Here is a 19931-nt window from a genome sequence, read left to right as displayed (position 1 = left end):
CCTGCCTTGATCAGCGGGGACGCCGCCCGGCGGTGGCCCTTGCGACGCTCGGGCGCCGTCACTGGTTGTGTCCGGCGTTGCCGTCGGCGCCGTCCACGGCGCCCGTCACGATGGCCCTGCCGTGCCGGCCGGCGCGGACCGCCGCGTCGGTGGCGGCCCCGGCGACGGTGCCCGCCGCCCGGACCGCGCTGGCCCCGCTGCTCCCGCTACTGCCCGAAGCGCCCTGGTTGCCCCGCTGGCCCTGGTTACCCCGCTGGCCCTGGTCGCCGTTGGACCCGGGGGCTCCACCGGCCCCCTGGCTACCGGAGGGGCCTCGTCCTCCGCCTCCACCCTGGGAGGATCCTGCCCCGCGCGCGCCGGACGGCCCGCTCTCGCCGCCGTAGGACATCGCGGAGCCGGCGACCTTCTTCGCTCCGGACGCGACTCCGCCCACGACGGACGAGGCGACGGCGCCGGACGGATCGCCGGTGCCGAGGGCCGCCGTGGCCGGCACAATGATCTTCAGTAGGGCGGGCATCGCGATCGCGGACAGCAGCAGCACGCCGACGCCCGCGATCCGCATATGGACGAGGCTGGTCCGATTGCCTTCGGCGATCATCGCGGAGCCGGAGAACATGATCAGACCGACGGCCGGCTTGTAGATGAGCCAGGCGATCAGCCAGCCGAGGTGTTTGCGCCACCACCCGGTGCCCCAGTTCGTCATGGAGGCGGCAGCCGCCATCGGCAGCGTGCCGAGCAGCATGGTCACCACGCCCAGGCGGATGTAGAGCATGAGAACGTGCACGATTGCCGAGAGGAGCAACAGGAAGGCGAGAAACAGCAGGAGAAAGGCCTCCATGGTGGTTCCCAGGCCGATACACGGGACACTCTTGACGAGGTTGAGCGCCGCGCTGGAATAGAGGTGGTCGGAGTAGTCGTCGGAGAGTTTCGCGGCATTGGCGGCGACGTACGTGCCGGCGCCCGCGACCAGGATGACCCGCAGGAAGCCCTGGATCGCGACCCGCCCGGCTTCACCACGCCGGTCGAGCGCCATCTTGGCCGCGGCGAAGAGCACCGATCCGATCGCCAGGTAGGTGACGACCCACTGGACCTGATCACTGATCTGGCCCGGGACGCCGGCGTTGTTCTCGCTGAAGCCGGGACCGAGGGTCGGCACCGACTCGCTCAGCTCGCCGAAGATCTTGATCGCGGCGGCCAGGATGATGTTCGCCACGATCCGCATCAGCGTCCCGATCGGGTCGCCGAGAAAGTCGAAGAAGCCCGTGCCGCCGCTGTCGAGCGCGTCTCCGGGAGCGCAGTCCATGTCGCCCAACCCTCACTTCGTCCACATGGTGAAACCGGCGTTCGCCAGGACCGTCTCCGACGGCGTGCGCACCTCGCCGACCCGGGATGGCTGGATCTTCCAGTCGCCGGCATCCCACCGCAGTTCGACGTCGGTCGAGACGTGTTGCCCAGCCGTGGTCTGGACGAGCAACCGCACCAGCGCGGCCTCCGGCGAATACGTCACGACGCGGTAGCCGACATAGCTGCCGTGCCCTCCGCCCGCGCCGGGCGTGGCGAAGCCGAGGCGTCCCGCCAGGACGTCGCGGCCAGTTCCCGCCATCACCTGGTGCTCCACGGTGGCCCGCCAACCCCGCTCGCCGAGTTGGGTCGGCACCACGTGCGCCGCCAACACCGCCCCCATCGGGGTGTGCGCGAAACACCGCAGAACCTGCCCGTCAACCTCTCTTGGGCCGTCGCTCGCGGAGGTCGGTATCCGTTTCCCGCTCTCCAGAACCTGCCAGGTCAGGTCCTCGGGGGGCAGGCTCGACGTCGGTGCCGCCGGTGTCCCGGAGCCGCACGGTGGCCTGGTCGTCTCGCCACCCGTGGCGAGCCCTACCGACTCCCCGTCCCGGCCCGTCAGGCCGATGGCCGCGGCGAGCAGGGCGGAACCCACGATGAACGCGGCCGACAGGATCCACCCCTGTTGCCGCCAGAACGGCGGATCCTCATCGGAGCGTCGTCTGCCGCTACCGAACATGATGCGTCTCTCCCGTGTCAGCCGGTCGACGTCAGAGGAAGAAGTCCGCGAGTGGACCAGCGGCGGAGACCAGGATGCAGCCGCCGAGCACCATGCCGAGCCGCGACATGTGCTCCGAGCTCTCGCCGCGCTTCATCGAGATGGCCATCATGACCCCGGTGATCAGCACCCCGGCGGTACCGGCGGCGGTACCGGCCCAGGCGATCAGACCGAGCAACTTGTCCACGAGATCCTTCAGTTGACCCGGCGCCCCGGGCTTGGGGTCGAAGACGCCCGCGACCGGCCTGGGGAGTTCCGGCACGCGGACGGAGATGGAGGCGGCGAGGACGTAGGGAAGGTCCATCAGGTTCATGGGGTGCGTCTCCTTGAGGCGTAGGCCACCGATGTGACCGCATAGGTGGGACTCAACTCGTATGAAAAGGTAGAAAACGGCTCAGAGTCCAAGGTCGCCGAACCAGGTCACCAGCGGCCCCGCGCTGGCCCCGAGCAGGCAGGCGAACATGACGATGGTGAAGCCGCGGAAGTGTTCGCTCTCCTCACCCGGGGTGCCTCGATTCAGCTGAAGCATCATCAGGATGCCGACGATCATCAGTCCCGCGACGCTGGTGGCCGTGACCGCCCAGGCGAGCAGGTTGAGCAGGGGCTCCAGCCCGCCGCTTCCCAGCGGGTCGTACTGGGGCAGCGGCGCGAGCGAGGGCATCGGTTCCCGCTGCGGCACCGGCATGCCCCGCGGTGCGACGTTCACCTGGATCACCCCTTGCGCCCGGGTAGCTCACGATCGGCACCGACGACACCGGCCAAGCCGAACAACTCTTTCGGCAGCTGTCTGGGTGGGATCCCCAGACGCCAGGCAGGCATCCACGGCACCCGGTGCACCGGGGCGATCGACCGCAGCACCCGGATCCGGCGCGCGAGCGGAAGGGGCAGCCGACCGGGCGCGTCCGCCACCAACACCAGACCGATCAGCCGCATGGCGGCCGGATGCCGGCCCTCGCGCAACGCGTTCAGCGCCCGTCCGGCGGCACCCATCCCCTCGGCGTTGGTCCGTGCCACCAGCATCACCTTCGCCGGCTCCCCGAGCGCGGCGTCCGGCCAGCGGCAGCCGAGGTCGATCCCGCCGAGCATCCGGGTGAGCGTGGTGGTCCCGGCGCCGCCGTGCGCCGCTATCCACCCGATCCCCTGCTCGGAAAGGGCCCACTGCGGGGTCACGACGTCGCCGTAGGCCCCCGCGTGACCGGCCGCTCCCAGCGGCACCCGCCGTGCCGCGTCGACCGCTGATGGAACGCCCATCCGAATCACCACCCTCTTCCTGTCCGCACCGCTCTCGACGTCCGATGCCATCGGTCCGGTTGGTATTCGGGCCGCCGCCGTTGAACCAGGCGCTGCTTGGTCCCGTTGGACCGGCGACCCCGGACCGGATGACGGACGCCTCTACGGCGGACCTCAGCCCCCGGTTCAAGGCGGGTTCGACATTTTTCGTGCACGACAACCCCGAGGGAGAGGGACATGAGCGGTTCGAGCGCGAAGGACGGTGGCTCGCAGAAGAGCACGGCCGTCCTGGTCGGCGCGGCGATCGCGACAGCCACGACCTGTCTGATGGGCGGCCCGGTCGTCGTTGTCGTCGTCGCCGGGGCGGTGCTCATCATCGGCGGGCTCGGCGTCCTGCTGTTCCCACTGATCGTGCTGATCATCCTGTTCACCGGCCCCGGCGGCAGCGACAGCGGCGACGCCTGGGACCGGGCCGACGAGTCGCTGGCCGCGTTCCAGGGCGACGGCAAGGGAACGCTGGACCGGACGCAGGTGCCGGTGTCCCTGGCCGACACGATCGAGGACGCGGGTGCCATCTGCACCTCGATCGGCCCGATCGTGATCGCGGCGCAGATCGAGGTCGAATCGCGCTGGGATGGCGCCAAGGTCGGCGCGGACGGTGAGGTGGGCATCTCCCAACTGCCACCCGCCGTCTTCACCCGGTACGGCAAGGACACCGACAAGAACGACAAGACGTCCGCCCTCGACCAGAAGGACTCGATCATGGCGCAGGGCCGGTACCTCTGCGCCCTGGCCGACGAGGCGCAGAGCCTCATCGACAGCAAGCAGGCGATCGGCAGCGCGCTCGACCTGGCCCTTGTCGCGTACGACCAGGGCATGGACGCCGTGCGGGAGGCAGGTGGGATCCCCGCGACGGCCCAGGCCCAGGGTTACCTGGCAAAGGTGCGGGCCCGTTTCGGCCAGTACCAGGGCCTCGGTGGCCCACCGCCGTCCTTCCCGTCCGCCAGCCCGACCTGAGTCACCACGCGATCCGGACGCGCGCTCACAGCCCCGCTGAAGTGGCCCGTCGTTGCTGGCGCGGCAGGTGTGCCGGGCTATTCGGCTCTGCCCGGCCGGAATCGTGGTCCGGTCCGCCGGCTCGATCGGCCCGCAACGACGGCATGGCCGCGATGTCGGCCAGCGGCGGGCCGGGCCGGGCGGATGGGATCGGGTACTCCCGACGTTCGATCCTGAGCTGCGGGAGGTGCCGGGACACGCCGTCGAGGTTCCCGCTCGACGAGAGTCGCCGTAGGACCGGGCTCTGGTCGAGCAGCTCACCGAGACGGTTGCTCGTACGCCGATAGAGATCGCTGCGGGGGTCGATGCTGCTCAGGTCCGGCAGATTCCGCAGATCGGTCGGGAGCCCGTCAGAGCGGTCCGATCTCGCGTCCAGTTCCTTCAGCCAACGCCTCACCTTCCGGGCGGTACGCACGAGAAGGTTGAGGAATTCGTCGTGCCATTGAACGTGCGCCGCCGACCCGACGGGCGGGGCTGTCGGCACTGTGGACGGAACGCCCGCCGCCACACCCTGCGCCGGGGTCTCCGATGGAAGGCGCCCCATGCGCTCCTTGACGATCCCGATCGCCTCAACCACGTCGTCGGACGGCGGCTGGCCAGCAGCCTCGCGCCTGGCCCAGAGCTTGTGCAGCTCATTGCCGAGGGTCACGAGCGCCAGAGCTTCCACCTCGACCTCGATCGGGTCGCGCGGCCGGTCATGGTGCTGACCGGCTCGCGAGCCACGCGGATCGGGTGCGTTTACCTCGGGCATGGCGGTACCTCCGGAGAGCTTCGGGTTCTGTTGTCCGGAGCTCTACGGCTCACCCCTGGCGCGGGTTCACCTCGTTCAGCGGGGAGAGCCGGCGCCGCGAGTGATCGGAGCGGTGACGACGCCGACGCCGTCGCTGGTCCCGACGGTGATGAACGCCAGCTCGTCGATCGGCAACGCGGTCTCGCCGGTCACCTTCTGCGGGCCGTTCGACGCCAACCAGTCCCGTACCGTGTGGGTGACCCCGTCGCGGGTCACCGCGTAGAGCCGATAGCGCAGGCCCGGTCGCAGGCCCGTGACGGTGATCCGGATCGTGGAGTGGTCGCTGTCGTCGGCGGTGACCAGGACGGAGAGGCTCGCGCCGTAGGCGGGCGCTTCACCCGAGGCGGTCAGCGTCGGCTCGGGGTCGCCCCGCCCGTTGACCACGACGACCCCACCGGCCAGGGCCAGGGCCAGAACCGCGGCGGCCGCACCGCCCCAGATCCGGATGCGACGACGACGTGCGCCGCCGCGATCGTTGGTCGGGCCGCGATCCGGGCGGGCACCCGCCGGCCGATCCCCGCCGGGCCGCGCGCCGGTGGGTCGAGCCGACCCGGCCGGGTCACCGCCCGATCGCGCGGCGGGGTTCGGCGGCGGGTCCGCCGCCACCGGCAGCTCCCAGTCGACGTCCGCCAGACCGGCCAGGCCGCTGGTCGAGGCCCCGACCTCAGTCGCCTCGTTCAGGCAGCGCCAACACCCAGCCAGATGCTCCTCGAACGCGACACGGTCGGCCTCGTCGAGGGCGCCGAGCAGGTAGAGCGCCAGCCTCGACTGCTCGTCGGTGGCATGCTCACCGCCTGGACCCATCCCGCTTCTCCTCAACGCGTCGACACCGCACCAGGTGGTGGCATCCCGGGACCGCTTGCGTGCTGGTCGACAGGCCAGGCTCGGAACGGCCGGGCCGGGATCACGACGACTCCGTCGAGCCGATCGCCGCGTGCAGCGCGCGAACCGCATAGTACGTCCGGGATTTTACCGTACCCTCGGGTATCCCGAGGCGCTCCGCCGCCTCGGCGATGGAAGCCCCCTTGTAGTACATCTCGATCAGCACCTGCCGATGCTCCGGACTGATCTGCTTCAGGGCCACCTGCACGGTGTGGTTGCTCACCACGCGATCCATCACGTCCTCGGCCGAGGAGACCCGGTTGAGGTCCGGCAGGTTGATCTCCTGCGGACGTGACTGCCGCGACCGGATCGCGTCGATGGCCACATGCCGGGCGACCGTGTACAACCACGGGGCGATCCTCTGCGGGTCGGTGGCGAGCATGTCCAGGTTCCGCCAGGTACGCAGAAACGTCTCCTGCACCAGATCCTCGGCCAGTTCCCGCTGGCCGAGGACGAGCCGGGTGAGGAACCGCAACAGCGGGACCCGGTGCTCCTCGAAGATCTGCCGCATCAGGGCTTCGGCGGCGGAAGGGCCACTGGCGGCGGAGTCCCCAGCCCACGGACCGAGCGCTTCGTTGTGCACCGCCGACACAGACCGCCTCCCCTGACGCACGGGTAGGACCCGCACGACCACACCGGCGCCTCGCCCGCTTTCGACCGGACGCTCTCCGGGGAGGATAGCCGTACCCGCCAGTCGGCGTGTTTCGGCTACGAGACGATTGAGAGCGACCGGCCGCCGGTGGGGATCCACAGAGGATTGTCCGTGTCACCGTCCGAAGCGCAACCACCTGATGTTCAGGTACTCCTGGGGCTGCCCGCTGGCGAAGGTGAGGAACACGTCGTGCCGGCCGGTGACCGCCGCCATGTTCCCCGGGATGGTCAACCACCGCTGCCAACCACCGGTGCTGGCCACCGCGATGGTTCCGATCGGCGGACTCGTCTCGCTGTCCAGGCGTACCTGGATCAGCCCGGAGAGCCCCAGGTCGGCGCCAGAGGCGACCCGGACGACGAACTGCGTCATCGGCCGGTCGCCGAACTCGACCCCGTGGTAGGCGACCCAGTCACCGTTGGCGATGGAACAGAGGTTCTCGCCGCCCTCGCCGCAGGGCTCTCGGCGTACACCCTGCTCGCGGTCGAAACCGGACGCGGCGATCTCCTGATCGGCGACGCGGACCTGACCACCGGCGGTCCCGGCCGCGACGGCCACTCCCGCCGCGGCCGTCGGGGCCGGGGCCGGCACCGCCGCGGGCGGGGGCTGCGCGATCGGGTACGACGCCTCGCCGCCGGCGAACGGGGTGAGGGTGACGGTCACCTCCCGGGGCGTCGAATCCTGGATGTACGAGGCGTCCCCGACGATGTCGTCGTACGGGAAGCCGTACACCCGACCGTTCGCGGAGTGGTTGTGCAGGATCCGGGAGTAGTGGTTGGTCACCGAGTGCTGGTAGAAGGCCGCTCGGTCGTCGACGGGTTGGAACGGCCGGTCCAGCACCGACCGGTTGAACCCGGCGGCCAGCGCCGCGGCCACCTTTCCGCTCGCGTCATTGGGCCTGCTGAACGTGCCGTTGCACATGAGCACGTCCATCGTGGTCGGCCGGTCGAAGGCGCCGATCCCACCGTCGAAGTGCATCCTCCCGTCGTCGCCCACCCGACCGGTGAAGGCGCCGAACTCGTTGGAGACACGCAGGTCGGTGCCACGGTACCGATCCCACACCTCGGCGATATAGCCGTCGAAGTAGGTGGGCGAGAAGCGACCCGCGACGATGCCGTGACCCGGCGCGATGACGCGAAGCCCGTCTCCGATGATCAGCCGCTCATACCCGGGTTGCCGTGCCACCTCCGCGAAGATCGCGTCCCGGCCGCCGTCGGTGAGCTTCCCGGCGGTGTGTTCTCCCGCGCCGACCAGCCGCGTCGCGATCGGGATGCTGAACATGTCGACCATCGTGGTGTTGCAGTGCATGCCGTTCGGGTTGTAGGTGAACTCCCAGAAATCCCAGAGCACCCCGAAGTTCGGATCGCTCTCGACGGACCCCGCCGGCTCCTGCAACATCGGCTTTCCGCCACCGTCGACCACCTTGAAGCGCAGCCGCCCGTCGATCGAAAAGTAGATCCGTCCACCGTCGAGCATCGGCAGGACGAACGGAGTGGCGCCCTCCTCGGCGAGGGGGACGGCGATGTCCAGGAACCCGTCCGTGCCGTTGTCCGCGAACGAGGCGGGGGTGAACCTCCCCGGGCTCCTGACGTAGCCCATCTGCCTGGTCACGGGGTCGTACCCGGTGATGTACATGTGGATCGAGGAGTTCGCGTAGCGACCGGTACTGTTGACCACGGTCAGCGGCAGTCCACCCTCGGCCCTGGCTCGCGCCAGTAACGGTGTCGCCACCAGCGGCACACCCACCACCGCCGCACCGGCGACCCCCAGTCCGAGCATCTTTCGTCTGGTCAGCAACGGACACACCTCCATCGATCGGCATGCTGGACGGTGGGGCGCAGCGAGGCGCGAACCGTCGAAGACAGCCACGTCCACGGTCCCGACCCCCCTCCGGTTCAATCGCCGGGGAGACAAAATTTGATGGATTCGTGGTCGTGCGGTGAACATATGCGGCAGCTGATCCGTCACGACAGTGATGTCGCCCCGCCGAAAGGGATGGCCCCGTGACAACCGACCCCCGCACCATCCGGCCCTGGTTCGGCCGGACACCGCGCCGAATCGTGGCCGTCGCCGCAGCTGCCCTGGCCGTCGTCTGCGCGGCGATCGCCGCGATCGGCTGGGGCGTCGCCTCGGCCCGCGACCAGCTGATCGGCGGACCGGTCTCCGACGAACAGGCCGCGGTCATCGTGGCCGCAGCCCGTTCCTGCCCGATGCTGAGCCCGGCCCGGCTCGCCGGCCAGCTCATGGCCGAGTCGAAACTGGCCTGGAGCGCGACGGAGACCGCATCCGGAGGCACGGGCATCGCCGGACTCGACAACCAGGACTGGAAACTCTGGAAGCCGTGGCCGGACGCGGAACGCTCCGACGGGGCCGCGAACATCGTCGCACTGGCTCACCAGGTGTGCGACTACAGCGGCAAGCTGCGCCTCGCCAACGTCTCCGGTGACTCGTGGCGGCTGTCGGTCGCCGCCTTCCACAGCGGCCTGGAGTCGGTGACCACGGCCGGCGCGGTGCCGCCGGACGCGGTCGACTACGTCGACCAGGTCAGCGGCTACGCCGCGTACTACGGGAAGCGGACCCATCTCGGCGGGCCCGGTGGCGTCGCGCCGACCGGGCCGGAGGTGGACGCCAAGGGAGTCCCGAACGAGTACGTCGATCTGCTCCTGCGGGCCGGCTCGGTCTGCCCGGCCGTGACTCCCCCGGCGGTCGCGGCGCAGCTGATGGCGCTCTCCAGGTTCGACCCGAACCTGCTCGGGCCCGCCGGCCAGCGGGGAATCGCACAGTTCCTTCCCGAGGTGTGGCAGGCGTACGGGCCAAGCGACGCCTCCGCCTGGGAGCCCGCCGTCGCGATCCCGGCCGTCGGCACCGCCATGTGCGCGATGGCCGGCGAACTGTCCCCCCTTGAGGGCGACCCCTACCTGCTCGCGCTCGCCGCCTACCGCAGCGGCCCGACCGCGGTGCGGCAGAGCGGCGGCGTCCTCGACGGCGACACCAAGGCCTTCCTGAAGTCGGTCAAGTCACTCACCGACTTCTACGCGCTCGACGGGCGGCTGGTGGTCGGCGCCAAGCCGGCCCCGTCCACGCCCGCGCCACCGTCGGTGACCCCTGCCGCGCCGACGCCGGCCGGTCCGGGCACGCCGACCCCGACGGCCGGCGATCCGCCGGCCCCGCCGACGCCTTCCAAGCAGCCCGTCCGTCCCGTCGGCGCAAAGCAGCTCTACCACCCGATGAGCAAGCTCTGCGTCAGCACCGGCGGGACCGTCGGGGGGACCCGGCTGACCTTGAAGACGTGCGACAACGACGACCCGACCCAGTGGTGGGTGGTACTCGCCGACGGAACGTTCCGCGCCTCGGGCCTCTGCATGGACGTGCAGGACGGCGCCAACAAGGACGGGGCGGCCGTCATGGCCGCCACCTGTAACGGAAGCCCCACCCAGGTGTGGCGGATGAACAGCAAGGGCGGCGTTCTCAACCTGCACATCCTCAAGGCGCTGGACGCGAACGTGAACGTGCCGAACAAGCCGCTGCTCGTCTGGACCTTCGTGGAGAACCGCGAGCAGCAGTGGGCCTGGCGCTGACGAACGGCCCGGGTACGCGGCTCGTCCGCGTACCCGGGCCGCGCCTGCTCCGCTATCCGTTCGCGCGGCGCCGGAAGCGGATCGCGAAGACAAGACCGATCGCGGCGACCAGCCCGAGGCCGAGGAGGACGGCGAGCGCGGTCCCACCGCCGCCCCCCGCGTTCTGCTCGCCGGACACCTGCCGCTCCTCGTCGAGCTTCTTGGCCACGGAGGCAGCCGGATTGATCATTCCGGCGCCGTATCGGGCGTCCCCGTTCTCCATCGCGTCGGCCGTACTCCGAATGCGTTCCTTCACCTGAACGGCAGTCAGGTCGGGGTAGGCCGCCCGGACGAGCGCCGCTTGACCGGCCACGAACGCCACCGCGAACCGGGTACCCGTGTTGCTCATCACCCCGGTGCCACTGATCCCGAGACTCGCCACCTCGACCCCCGGAGCGACGACCTCCACTGTCCCCTGCTGGTACCCCTCGGCGAGCTGCCCATCGGCGCCGACACCACCGGCCAGGAGCAGCGCACCGGTCGCGGACCGCTCAGAGCCCGATGGGGCGGTGACCGGTTTCGTCGGCGCCCCCGCCACCACGACCACGTCGTGGTTCAACGCCGTGGTGATGGACGCCGCCACCGTGGGGGCTCCGAGGTCGACGTCGGCGCCCAGCGCGACGACCGAGGCGCCGGCGCTGACCGCCACCTCGATGGCGTTCGAGGCGTCCATGGCCCGGCTGCTCGCGGAGGGCCCCAGCATCCGGATGGGCAGGATCGTGGCGTCGGGCGCGATGCCGACGGGAGTCTTGTCGGCGCTGGTGGAGGCGCTCGCGGCGATGATGGACGCCATCGCGGTGCCGGTACCGAGGCAGTCGGTATCACCCCGGCCGTTCCCGGCGGTGACGTCCGCGCCGACGGCAACCCGACCATTGAGCTGCGGGAGCTTGCCGTCCACACCGGAGTCGACCACGGCAACCATGACACCGTTGCCCCGGCTCATATCCCAGGCGCCGTCGGCCGCCAGCCGCAGCTGGGCCCAGTTGGACCGGCTGCTCGACCCGGCGGTGGCGGTGCACCCGGAAGGCGCGCCGCTGCCGTTCGGTGGCCCGCTCGGCGAAGCGCCCGGGCCGGGTCCGGCCGAGGGCGACGTGGTGACCGGCGGCTTCGGGCCGGTCCGGGACGGCTTCGGGCCGGGCCGGGAGGGCTTCGGGCCGGGCGGGAGCTGGCCATACTGCACGCCCTCACCTGCTGCGTCCCACGGAAGCACCAGGCGCCAGCCGGGGTTGAGCTTGGCCGGATCGGTCAGCCCCGCGCCGTCGGCCTGGACACGCCCCGCGTTCAGGTTGTAGATCTCCGCCGACCGTTCGCCGCTACCGAGGAAGCGCACCGAGATCTCGGTCAGGTTCTCCGGCTGCCCCTGGTGCTCCGCCGCGACCACGTAGAACTTGACATATGCCTGCGGGTCCGGGGTGGGCGCCTGAGCCGCAGCCGCTCCCGCCGCCGCCACGAGCACGCAGCAGGCAGTCGCAACGACCGCCATCAGGCGTGCAAGGGTTGGACGCTTCGCTAGCACTGATGTCCTCCTTCAATCGCCGAGCCCGATCGCCTCGGCTGTCACCGTCTATTGCGGATCAGCGGCCGGTTGGTTCAAATCAATCTGAACCGAAGTTTCATCAACTTCGTGGTGTGGGCAGATCTGGTGTCGGCGGACCGAGGGTACCGAGAGCGCGGCGTGCGGTGGATCGCGGCTGGCCGCCCCGATCCCGGCGGGCACGAAGGCAGAGTGGATGGATGGTGGTGAGCGCATGAACCCGGTGACACCGACGATCGACGCGGGCATCGACGAGCTGCCGGCCACCCGACGGTTTGACCCGCGCAGACACCTGCGGATCGCCGGCCTGTTCGACCTCTGGCTGGAGCCGGGGCCCGAAGGCGGGCTGGTGGTGCCGACCGAGCCCAGCGTGCCGCTCAATGCGCGAGGCATCACCGACCTGGTCCGACGATCCGGTGAGGCCGCGCACGACGTCCGGATCCTGACCAGCGACGGCACCCGCAACAGGGACCTGTTCAGCGAGGTCGCCGGCCTGCTCGGACATGACGTGCTCGTGAGCCCCGACGGCGCCGACGTCCGACACCGGTACCGGCGCCAGGAGAACGCGGAGGGTGGCCCGCTGCACGCGGTACCGCTGGACCGGGTCACCCGCCGCAGCATGGACTGGGTCGTGATCCAACCGCCGGACCTCGCCACCCCGCTGCCCGGCTGGTTCGCAGTCGACCGGGGTGTGGTCCGTCCCCGTACCGGTCTGGTCGGCCTCCCGCTGCCGGCCGGACTCGCCCTCGCCACCCGGGCCGACTTCGTGACCCGTCGCGCCATCGCACACCAGCTCACCGGCACATCGGACGGACTGGTCACCGTCGCCGTCACGGCGCGGGCAGAGGGATTCCTCGTCGGGGATTACGGCGGGACCCAGACGGTGCACGGTGGTGAGCAACTCGCCGCCCTCCTCGGCGACCTTCCGCTGTACGGCAGTGACCTGCGGCTCTGGGTCACCTGGCCGTCAGATCCGCAGGAGCAGCGGGGCCTCGCCGAGCAGGCACGGGACCTCGCCGAGCAGACCGGCGCCACGGTCTGGACACCGGCGCCGGGCGGCAGCGCCGAGCTGGTCGACGGTGGCCGCGACCTCCGCGCGCTCGACCCCGCCGGAAACGCCGGTGAGTGGCACGCGTACCGGCCCGGATCCGCCGCCGGCCCGTTGGCACTGCGTGCGACGCCGGACGGTCTCCTCGTGCCGGCGCTGGCCCGCGTCCGCATCACGGTGTCCCCGCGGCTCGCGCTGCCCGCCTCCACGCCGGCGGATCAGCCGGATTCGGCGCACGATCCGGTCACCGTACCGGCCACGGCCCTTGATCGCCCCGCCCTGATCACCGAGAGTCGTCGGGCCCCGGTGTACGGCCCCGCGTGGCTTCCACCCGGGCAGCAGGTCAACGCCGAAGAGTTCGAGGCGTTCGTCGTCTGCCCCGTGGACCCCGCCCGCGCGGTCGCCGAGGGCGTGCAGAGCGCCGAGCTCTTCCTGACCGCCCTCCTGGACCCGGGTGCCGTGCCGAACGACACCTACCTGCTGCGGGTACGCGTCGCGCCCGGAGGCGCGATCCCCATGACGACGCTCCGCTCGCACATACCCGCGCGTCTGCAGCATCTGCGCGGAGTCAACGACGCCTATCTGCTGCCGGCGGGACGGCTGGACCGGGTGTCCCCGCTCAGCGGATTCCGCACCTACCGGTTCGGCCGGCTCCTTCCAACGACCGACTGCGCAGACGGACCGCTGCGAATCCACTGCTCTTCCCGGTACCGGACGATCGCCGGCCTGCCCAACGATGTCCGCCGCTGGCCCGGTGTCGGCAGCCGGCGGGCGTACGCCCTCGTACCGGCGTCGGGCAGCCGCCTGCCACGCGGCTGGCTGCGTCTGCACCGCAAGGCCCCGCCGGCCCGGCCGGGCCGGCTCCTGCTGGAGGTCCGGGTGCCCCGGGGCCGCACGATCGACGTCACGTCGACGGCCGAGATGCTCGCCCCGCTCACCCGGCTGCGGAGCCAGGCCGAGCGGCTCCGGGCCGCCGGGGTGGAGCTGATCGTGGGCAGCCGCTCGTACGAGCGTGTCCAGGTCCGCCGCGTGTACCGCGCAGAGGAGCACGCCTGGCGGCGCGTGCCGGGGACCGTGACCGGGCCGCTCCCGGCCGTACTCAGCCAGGTTCAGCCTCCGTCCCCCACCCGAACCGACCACCGGCCGCCGGGGATCGGACCGACCACGACCGGCACGTAGCGACCGCCTGTCGCTGCGGCGAGCCCGCGCATGTCGTCCGCCGCGCCTGCCGGCAGGCCAGCGACGAAGATCACGCACGGATCCGGCGGCCCCTCGCCCGGAGGTGGCGGTGACGGCAGGCCGGGCAGCGTCTCGTAGCCGTTCAGGTCCACCGCGCCGAGCGCTTCACCGACCACGGCGACCCGGACGCCCTCGGAGTGGAGTCGTCGGGCGAGTGCGGTGGCCAGCCGCTGGCAAACGTCGAGGGCCCCGACAACCGTGAGGACGTCGGGCACCTGGCCGAGATCGACGTGGAGCCGCCACGGGCCCTGCCTGCCCAGCACCAGCGGCACGGTTGCCGGGGGCGCCGGTTCCGTTTCGCCGAGCCAGGCGTAGGCGGGTGTCTCCCGACGCTTCGCTGCTCCGACCAGTCGGACGTGCACGGGACCTTCCTCGCTGAGCAGATCGGCCCGCAGATAGGGCACCTCGCCCGGGGCCAGAGCCGCCGGCCGCGACCCCACCGCCCGCGGCTCTGCCGGCAGCGGCTCTGCTCGTAGCGGCTCTGCTCGTAGCGGCTCTGCTCGTAGCGGCTCTGCTGCCCGCGACCCCACTGCCCGCGGCTCTGCCGGCAGCGACTCTGCCGGCAGCGGCTCCAGTGCCTGCGGCTCTGACGGCAAGGCGGTTGGCGTCGGAGTACGTGGCGGCGGCACGGTTCGCGATGGCGGCAGGGGCCACGACGGCGGGGACGGCGGGGACGCACGAGGCGGCGCGGGCGTTTCCTGCGGTAGCGGGGCTGCGGCAGTCGCGCCGTCAACGGTGTCGGTAGCGACCTCGGCGGGGGCCGGGGTGTGGTGTCGCTCCGGCGGCCACGGGCCGGTGTCGTCGAGGGCAGCCGTGCGCAACCGGTACCCGCCCCGACGCAGCGTCAGCACGGCGAACATGGCGAGCACTATCGCGAGGATGCCGGCACCACCCCTGACCAGGAGGGGCGCGAACCGACCAGCGTCGGGGTTGCCGGAGGCCCGTGGGGCGGCGGCGCTCTCCGTCACCGCCGGGGCCGGCGTCGGGGACCGGGCGACGGCGCTGGACGCCGTAGAACTGGGTTTCACCGCAGTGGTGCTCGGCTTGGGCGCCGCAGCGCTCCCGCCGGGTGGCGAGGACTTCACCCCGATCGTCGGCAGCGCTCCACTGCGCACCCCGGATCCCCTGGCGTCGCGCGGCAGCACGAGAAGCCAGCCGGGTCGCAACTCGACGCCGTCGGTGAAGGTGCCGCCGTCGGGCTGCTTTCTGCCGATGTTGAGCTGCGTGATCTCCCGGAACCGGTTGCCGTTACCAAGGGTACGCAGGGCGATGTCGTACAGGTACTCCCGCTGGCCGTTCACCGGCGGTCCGACCACGTAGTACCTTCCTGTCTCGTCCGGTGCCGCAACCGCCGGTACCGTCGGCGCGGTCAGCACCAGACCGACCATCAGCAGCACCGTCGCCAGCGCTTTCCGCATCAACACCGCTGCCCTCCACGCCCTCGCATCATCGCCATCCTTCCGTCCCGGCCCCCTTCTACGCAGCGGCGTCCGGGAGGTTCAACCACCCAGCGGATTCGACCGGGCCGGTCCATCGTGGACGGAAGTAGGTGGTTCGAGCCCGACCTTGGTCGCCCGGGGGGATGAGCAGACACTGCGCGCCCGGAGTATCAAGCAGTGAGAAGCACAGATGGCGTTTCGCGAACGGTGATCACGGCCCGGTTGCGCGGGATCGCCGCCCCTGGCATCGCGACGCCGTCACCAGTCCTGCCCCGCCTCGATGGATATGTCGCCCGCGGACCGATATCCGTGGAAGCCACCGACTGCGGCGCCCAGCGTCAGACCGAAGAGCCCTCCGATCCACCCGTGCAGCCAGACGATCAACAGGACGATCGGGTAGGTCGGCAGCGCCATGAACACCAGCCACACCACTGGAACGATCATGAAAGCGCCGTTGCCCATTCCGCGGAACGCGAAGCCCAGGACCACAGACCCGATCTTCGTCTTGACCAGCAGTCCGACGATGGCGACGCTGACCGCCACGAGCACCCCCTGGACCAGAGCGTCCGTTGCGTTGGGAAAGCGCTCCAGTAGCCAACCGCCCACCGGGGCGACCAGGATCGCGGCCAGCGGCATGGCGACGATTGTCATGAGCACCGCCACCACCGCCGCGCCGGCGACAGACCAGGCGACGCGCGAGACAGCGACCCCCAGGCCACGTAGAACGCCCCGCTCGTGCTCGATCGCGACGACGACGGGCCCCAGTCCCAGAAAGTACGCGGCGAGCGTGACGCCGACCCAGCCGGCATAGCCCGCGCCGCTGCCGAACACCCAACCGGCCACGCCACCAACCATCGACCCGAGCACGGCGCCGACCATCTCCGTCAGGCCCCAATGACGGTTGATCATCGCTTTCGCTACTCGTCGCATCCGGGTCATCATGAATCCGGATGTCAACTCATACGAACCTGAGCGTTACCGTCCGCGACAACCGGGCCCGAGCCGTGGCACTTTGGTGTTCCGGAACAGTCCTCCCGGACGGCGGGCCGGGTGCCGCCCACCCCGGGCTCCCGGACCATCCATGCCCCGACAGATCCACGGCGTTCGCCGAAGGCCTGCACACTCGGCGTGCTGGACGGCCGGACACGTGCCAGCCTGACGAGGCAGCCGTAACGACGGTCCTGGCCCGCGACACCCGCTCTGCCACAGGCCAGGACCGCGCCCCTAGACGAGGTCGAAGGACTCCCACGGGCCGATCGCCGTGCGATTCGCGATCAGCGCCCCGGCGCCGGCGTCCTCCGCGCAGACGTACCTGCCGTTCGCGGCGCTGCGGAAACTGACGCTGCCGTCCGGGTTCGTCACCTTCGTGAACGTCTCCCAGCCGCCGATCGCGTCGCGGTCGGCCACCAACGCCGCCGCGCCGGCCTGCTCCGCGCAGACGTACCTGCCGGTCCTGCTGGATCGAAGGGCCACCAGTCCGCCACCGGCGTCGACGACGGTGAACGTCTCCGACGCCGAGGTCAGCGAGGCGACCAACGGCGAGCCCCCGACGAAGCGGCCGTTGGCCCGGGACCGGATGCCGACGGCGGCGGGCGCGGTCGGAGTGGAGCCGAGCACCGGTGCGGTCGGCCGGGTGGGGGTCAGCGCGATCGCGCCCTTGAGCATCCGACCACCGTCACCGCTGAGCCGCAGGTAGTAGTCCGCCGAGCACTTCGTGCCGTCCTCGTCCAACGGCAGGAACTTCGAGCCGACCGGGACGAACGCGGCGGTCTCGGCCGTCTTGGCGATCTGGTTGCCCTCGTTGTACTCGTCGAACATCGAGATGTAGATCGCCGGCGCGCCGGCCCTGATCACGTTGTAGAACTGCCGCCACATGAAGTCGCCGTGCGCACGCTGACGCTCCTGCAGGTCACCGGGGAGCACGCAGGGCTGGTAGTCGATGCCGTGCGCCACGCAGTCCTGCACGTCGGGCAGCGTGACGTTCGTGTAGAACCAGTCCGACCCGGCCACGTCGCCGATCCGGCCCACCATCCACGGCGAGATCATGTCGTACGCGTGGTAGACGTCGGAGAAGCCGGACCGCGAGTCGCCGTTGCTGTCGCCGCTGCGCCAGTGCGTCGGCGTACCACCCATGACGTACACGCCCTGCGCCTTGAACCAGTTGATGACGTCCAGGCAGACCGGGGCGCTCCACGGATGGTTGCTGTCGTTGAAGCCGAATCCCCAGATGCCGACGACGGGCTTGCCGTTCTGCCTGGCGTACGCCGGGGAGACCGTGTACGCCTTCATCTTGCTCGTCCAGTCGTCCTTGATCTGCTGCTGCATGTCCGTCCAGCCGCTGACGTCGTACATGATGTAGAACTTGCGGCCGAACTCCTCGGCCGCGTTGCGGACCTTGATCGTGACGGCGTCGCGGATCGGGCCCTCTCCGCCGACCGGGTTGAAGCGCTGCAGCGCGGCGGTGTCCAGCCCGTTCTCCCGCATCCAGCGGAAGTGGGTGTCCACGGTCTGCTGGTCGTAGGACGAGAACAGCGAGGCGGGCTGCCCGTTGCCCAGGTTCTGGTATCCGGTCTTGTACACCCGGTCGTAGTCGCGCACGTCCGGCCACGACTTGAGCGCCTCGTTGACGGGCGAGGGGGTCTTCTGCCAGTCCTGGCCGTAGTGCCACCAGCCCGACAGCGGGCTTCCGTCGCCGGCCCCGGTGAACCACCCCTGGTAGCCGACGGTGATCTTTCCGACCACGTCGCCGGGCGGGCTGACCGCGGCGGCGGCGGGACCGGCCGTCAGGGCGTCGAGCGAGACGCCGGCGACGGTGGCCGCGGTGCCGGCCATCGCGGAGCCGAGCAGGGTACGGCGGGACAGCCTCATGACAGTGGCCACTTTCCTCAGGGGACGTTTCGCCCGGATCGTGGAGCTGAGGGTGATCCGGACGAGATGAGGTTAGTGAGCCGGTTTGCCGAGCATCAAGCGGAGCGGAAGAACTTCAAAGAACCTTAAGAGTACGAGGATCGTCGACGGCCGGAGCCGGCGCTGGGCGGTCGTCACGGGGCATCGGCGGGTGCGACACCGAAGGTGATCCGGATCATCGCGTCAGCACCGAACTTGTCGTGCGCCACGAGCATCTCCGTATGTGGAGGGTCCCCGGGGCGATATGCCGGAAGGCTCGGCCGTACGTGCCGACTCCGGGCAGGTCGATCCGTCTCGACGATCGACCTGCCCGGAGTCGGCACAACCGGGAGATTCAGGCGTTGACCTGGGCCCGCTGGGCACGGTCGTAGAGCGGCTTGGTGATCGCCGAGGTGAACTGGGGGCCGATCAGATGGCGGGTGCATCCCTCGTCATCGAACTCGCACGCCTGGTGTGCGGCGTCGAAGTAGTCGGCCCAGGTGTTGACGCCCACGACGGCCCCCAGGCCGGACAGGGGATCGAATCTCGCCAGGCGAGGACCGCCACTGGAGCCGCCGCCCATCACGCAGGCAGCACCCCACTGGCCCTTCGGAGTGGGCCAGTCGGCGGTACCGGGATGCTCCCACGCCGGACCCGTGCAGTAGGCGAGCCGCCGACCGGTGTACTCCGCAAGACCCTTCCTGGCCGGGTCCGAGGCGGAGCGTGGGTAGCCGAACTGGTAAACGACCTGCCCGCCGGGCAGGTCGAAGCCGACGCTCTGCGCGACCCCGACCACGTCCTGCACGCGCCGGCCACGCTCGTCCTTGTTGAGGACCACGAAGGCCTGGTCGTACGAGTCGAATCTCGGGTCCTGGCCATCGTTCTGCGTCCAGGCCGAGTCGACGACCCCGACGCGCCCGACGAACCTGCCGTACGGTGCCCGGCCCTCCCGATAGCCGGGTACGAACATCACATGCGTCGCCCACTCGCCGTTCTCGCCGAGGAGGTCGGTGCTGTGGACGCAGTGCCCCGCCGTCACGACGGCGCTCCGGTTGGCGCTGTCGACAACGGTCGCCGTGCAACTGGAGTCTTCGCCCTGGCTGGTGAAGAAGAGCCGGCCCACCGTCGGCACCACGGCGTTGGACCGGGTCCAGGGAGCACCGTCAGGTCCACTCGTCGAAGGACTGCCCGACAGCGGCTCGTTCAGCGCCGCGAGCCGCTCCGACGTCCAGTAGCCGAGGACCGCCTGTCGCTCGGCGACGGTCATCGCCTGCTCGTGGGTCGCCACGCTCGTCGCCTTGGCAACCGTCGATGAGACAGGCGCGGCGGCGGCCGCGCTCGGTACGGAGATGGCGGTGCCGAGGACAAGCATGGCCGACGTGAGCATGATCGGGGCGCGTCGGCCCGCGCCCAGCCGGCGGCGTTCTGGTGTCGTCATGCGCGACAACCTACGGATCGAGTGTCAGGAACCCGTCAGGAAGCGTTGAGGATGTCCTGCGATG

Annotated in this window: 17 protein-coding genes; 3 read left to right on the top strand and 14 right to left on the bottom strand. The window is 70.6% G+C overall.

All coding sequences use genetic code 11. From position 1 onward, the window contains the following. Nucleotides 1–58 precede the first annotated feature (58 nt). The 5 genes from AB0I89_RS06160 to AB0I89_RS06140 form a co-directional block, all read right to left on the bottom strand. A complete protein-coding gene (locus AB0I89_RS06160) occupies nucleotides 59–1303 on the bottom strand; it encodes a hypothetical protein (protein ID WP_357121006.1) in 1245 nt (414 codons plus the stop codon). A gap of 12 nt (nucleotides 1304–1315) precedes the next feature. Then, nucleotides 1316–2020, bottom strand: coding sequence for a hypothetical protein (locus AB0I89_RS06155; protein ID WP_357121003.1), 705 nt, complete (start codon nucleotides 2018–2020; stop codon nucleotides 1316–1318). A gap of 31 nt (nucleotides 2021–2051) precedes the next feature. Further along, complete coding sequence (locus AB0I89_RS06150) at nucleotides 2052–2372, bottom strand: hypothetical protein (protein WP_357121000.1); 321 nt, start codon at nucleotides 2370–2372, stop codon at nucleotides 2052–2054. 81 nt (nucleotides 2373–2453) lie between these two features. After that, nucleotides 2454–2765: a hypothetical protein gene (locus tag AB0I89_RS06145; RefSeq protein ID WP_357120997.1), complete on the bottom strand. Its 312-nt coding sequence runs from the start codon at nucleotides 2763–2765 to the stop codon at nucleotides 2454–2456. A gap of 5 nt (nucleotides 2766–2770) precedes the next feature. Further along, nucleotides 2771–3310 carry a DUF6668 family protein gene (locus AB0I89_RS06140; protein WP_357120994.1) on the bottom strand — a complete coding sequence of 180 codons (540 nt, stop codon included), beginning with the start codon at nucleotides 3308–3310 and terminating at the stop codon, nucleotides 2771–2773. Between the two features lie 216 nt (nucleotides 3311–3526). Here AB0I89_RS06140 and AB0I89_RS06135 point away from each other — a divergent pair, with 216 nt between their 5' ends. Beyond that, on the top strand, nucleotides 3527–4306 hold the full coding sequence (locus tag AB0I89_RS06135) for a lytic transglycosylase domain-containing protein (RefSeq protein WP_357120991.1): 780 nt from the start codon (nucleotides 3527–3529) through the stop codon (nucleotides 4304–4306). Nucleotides 4307–4331: 25 nt separating this feature from the next. Here AB0I89_RS06135 and AB0I89_RS06130 read toward each other — a convergent pair whose 3' ends face one another. The 4 genes from AB0I89_RS06130 to AB0I89_RS06115 form a co-directional block, all read right to left on the bottom strand. After that, complete coding sequence (locus tag AB0I89_RS06130; RefSeq protein WP_357120988.1) at nucleotides 4332–5096, bottom strand: hypothetical protein; 765 nt, start codon at nucleotides 5094–5096, stop codon at nucleotides 4332–4334. Between the two features lie 75 nt (nucleotides 5097–5171). After that, complete coding sequence (locus AB0I89_RS06125) at nucleotides 5172–5939, bottom strand: zf-HC2 domain-containing protein (protein WP_357120985.1); 768 nt, start codon at nucleotides 5937–5939, stop codon at nucleotides 5172–5174. 100 nt (nucleotides 5940–6039) lie between these two features. After that, nucleotides 6040–6600 carry a sigma-70 family RNA polymerase sigma factor gene (locus AB0I89_RS06120; protein WP_357122151.1) on the bottom strand — a complete coding sequence of 187 codons (561 nt, stop codon included), beginning with the start codon at nucleotides 6598–6600 and terminating at the stop codon, nucleotides 6040–6042. Between the two features lie 183 nt (nucleotides 6601–6783). Further along, nucleotides 6784–8463 carry a beta-1,3-glucanase family protein gene (locus AB0I89_RS06115; protein ID WP_357120982.1) on the bottom strand — a complete coding sequence of 560 codons (1680 nt, stop codon included), beginning with the start codon at nucleotides 8461–8463 and terminating at the stop codon, nucleotides 6784–6786. 206 nt (nucleotides 8464–8669) lie between these two features. Here AB0I89_RS06115 and AB0I89_RS06110 point away from each other — a divergent pair, with 206 nt between their 5' ends. Continuing rightward, a complete protein-coding gene (locus AB0I89_RS06110; protein WP_357120979.1) occupies nucleotides 8670–10244 on the top strand; it encodes a ricin-type beta-trefoil lectin domain protein in 1575 nt (524 codons plus the stop codon). 52 nt (nucleotides 10245–10296) lie between these two features. Here the strand turns inward: AB0I89_RS06110 and AB0I89_RS06105 are convergent, their stop codons facing one another. Further along, a complete protein-coding gene (locus AB0I89_RS06105) occupies nucleotides 10297–11766 on the bottom strand; it encodes a S8 family serine peptidase (protein WP_357120976.1) in 1470 nt (489 codons plus the stop codon). 265 nt (nucleotides 11767–12031) lie between these two features. On the opposite strand from AB0I89_RS06105, the gene AB0I89_RS06100 reads away from it, so the two are divergent. Then, nucleotides 12032–14044, top strand: coding sequence for a hypothetical protein (locus AB0I89_RS06100; RefSeq protein WP_357120973.1), 2013 nt, complete (start codon nucleotides 12032–12034; stop codon nucleotides 14042–14044). Here the strand turns inward: AB0I89_RS06100 and AB0I89_RS06095 are convergent. The 4 genes from AB0I89_RS06095 to AB0I89_RS06080 form a co-directional block, all read right to left on the bottom strand. Continuing rightward, nucleotides 13975–15528 carry a hypothetical protein gene (locus AB0I89_RS06095; protein WP_357120970.1) on the bottom strand — a complete coding sequence of 518 codons (1554 nt, stop codon included), beginning with the start codon at nucleotides 15526–15528 and terminating at the stop codon, nucleotides 13975–13977. The genes AB0I89_RS06100 and AB0I89_RS06095 overlap by 70 nt on opposite strands. 273 nt (nucleotides 15529–15801) lie before the next feature. Continuing rightward, nucleotides 15802–16485, bottom strand: coding sequence for a hypothetical protein (locus AB0I89_RS06090; RefSeq protein ID WP_357120967.1), 684 nt, complete (start codon nucleotides 16483–16485; stop codon nucleotides 15802–15804). Between the two features lie 282 nt (nucleotides 16486–16767). Further along, a complete protein-coding gene (locus tag AB0I89_RS06085) occupies nucleotides 16768–18411 on the bottom strand; it encodes a lectin (RefSeq protein WP_357120964.1) in 1644 nt (547 codons plus the stop codon). A gap of 373 nt (nucleotides 18412–18784) precedes the next feature. Then, nucleotides 18785–19867: a hypothetical protein gene (locus tag AB0I89_RS06080; RefSeq protein ID WP_357120961.1), complete on the bottom strand. Its 1083-nt coding sequence runs from the start codon at nucleotides 19865–19867 to the stop codon at nucleotides 18785–18787. Between the last annotated feature and the right edge of the window lie 64 nt (nucleotides 19868–19931).

It is taken from the genome of Micromonospora sp. NPDC049801 (assembly GCF_040656575.1).
In the GTDB taxonomy this organism is placed as follows: Bacteria; Actinomycetota; Actinomycetes; order Mycobacteriales; family Micromonosporaceae; genus Micromonospora.
Note: the sequence above shows the minus strand (reverse complement) of the source record. Positions and strands in the feature narration are given on the sequence as shown.

Bases quoted from the DNA above. Each gene is read 5' to 3' on its own strand.
- AB0I89_RS06160 (WP_357121006.1), bottom strand. From the start codon at position 1,303: ATGGACTGCGCTCCCGGAGACGCGCTCGACAGCGGCGGCACGGGCTTC.
- AB0I89_RS06155 (WP_357121003.1), bottom strand. From the start codon at position 2,020: ATGTTCGGTAGCGGCAGACGACGCTCCGATGAGGATCCGCCGTTCTGG.
- AB0I89_RS06150 (WP_357121000.1), bottom strand. From the start codon at position 2,372: ATGAACCTGATGGACCTTCCCTACGTCCTCGCCGCCTCCATCTCCGTC.
- AB0I89_RS06140 (WP_357120994.1), bottom strand. From the start codon at position 3,310: ATGGGCGTTCCATCAGCGGTCGACGCGGCACGGCGGGTGCCGCTGGGA.
- AB0I89_RS06135 (WP_357120991.1), top strand. From the start codon at position 3,527: ATGAGCGGTTCGAGCGCGAAGGACGGTGGCTCGCAGAAGAGCACGGCC.
- AB0I89_RS06130 (WP_357120988.1), bottom strand. From the start codon at position 5,096: ATGCCCGAGGTAAACGCACCCGATCCGCGTGGCTCGCGAGCCGGTCAG.
- AB0I89_RS06125 (WP_357120985.1), bottom strand. From the start codon at position 5,939: ATGGGTCCAGGCGGTGAGCATGCCACCGACGAGCAGTCGAGGCTGGCG.
- AB0I89_RS06105 (WP_357120976.1), bottom strand. From the start codon at position 11,766: ATGGCGGTCGTTGCGACTGCCTGCTGCGTGCTCGTGGCGGCGGCGGGA.
- AB0I89_RS06100 (WP_357120973.1), top strand. From the start codon at position 12,032: ATGAACCCGGTGACACCGACGATCGACGCGGGCATCGACGAGCTGCCG.
- AB0I89_RS06090 (WP_357120967.1), bottom strand. From the start codon at position 16,485: ATGATGACCCGGATGCGACGAGTAGCGAAAGCGATGATCAACCGTCAT.
- AB0I89_RS06085 (WP_357120964.1), bottom strand. From the start codon at position 18,411: ATGAGGCTGTCCCGCCGTACCCTGCTCGGCTCCGCGATGGCCGGCACC.
- AB0I89_RS06080 (WP_357120961.1), bottom strand. From the start codon at position 19,867: ATGACGACACCAGAACGCCGCCGGCTGGGCGCGGGCCGACGCGCCCCG.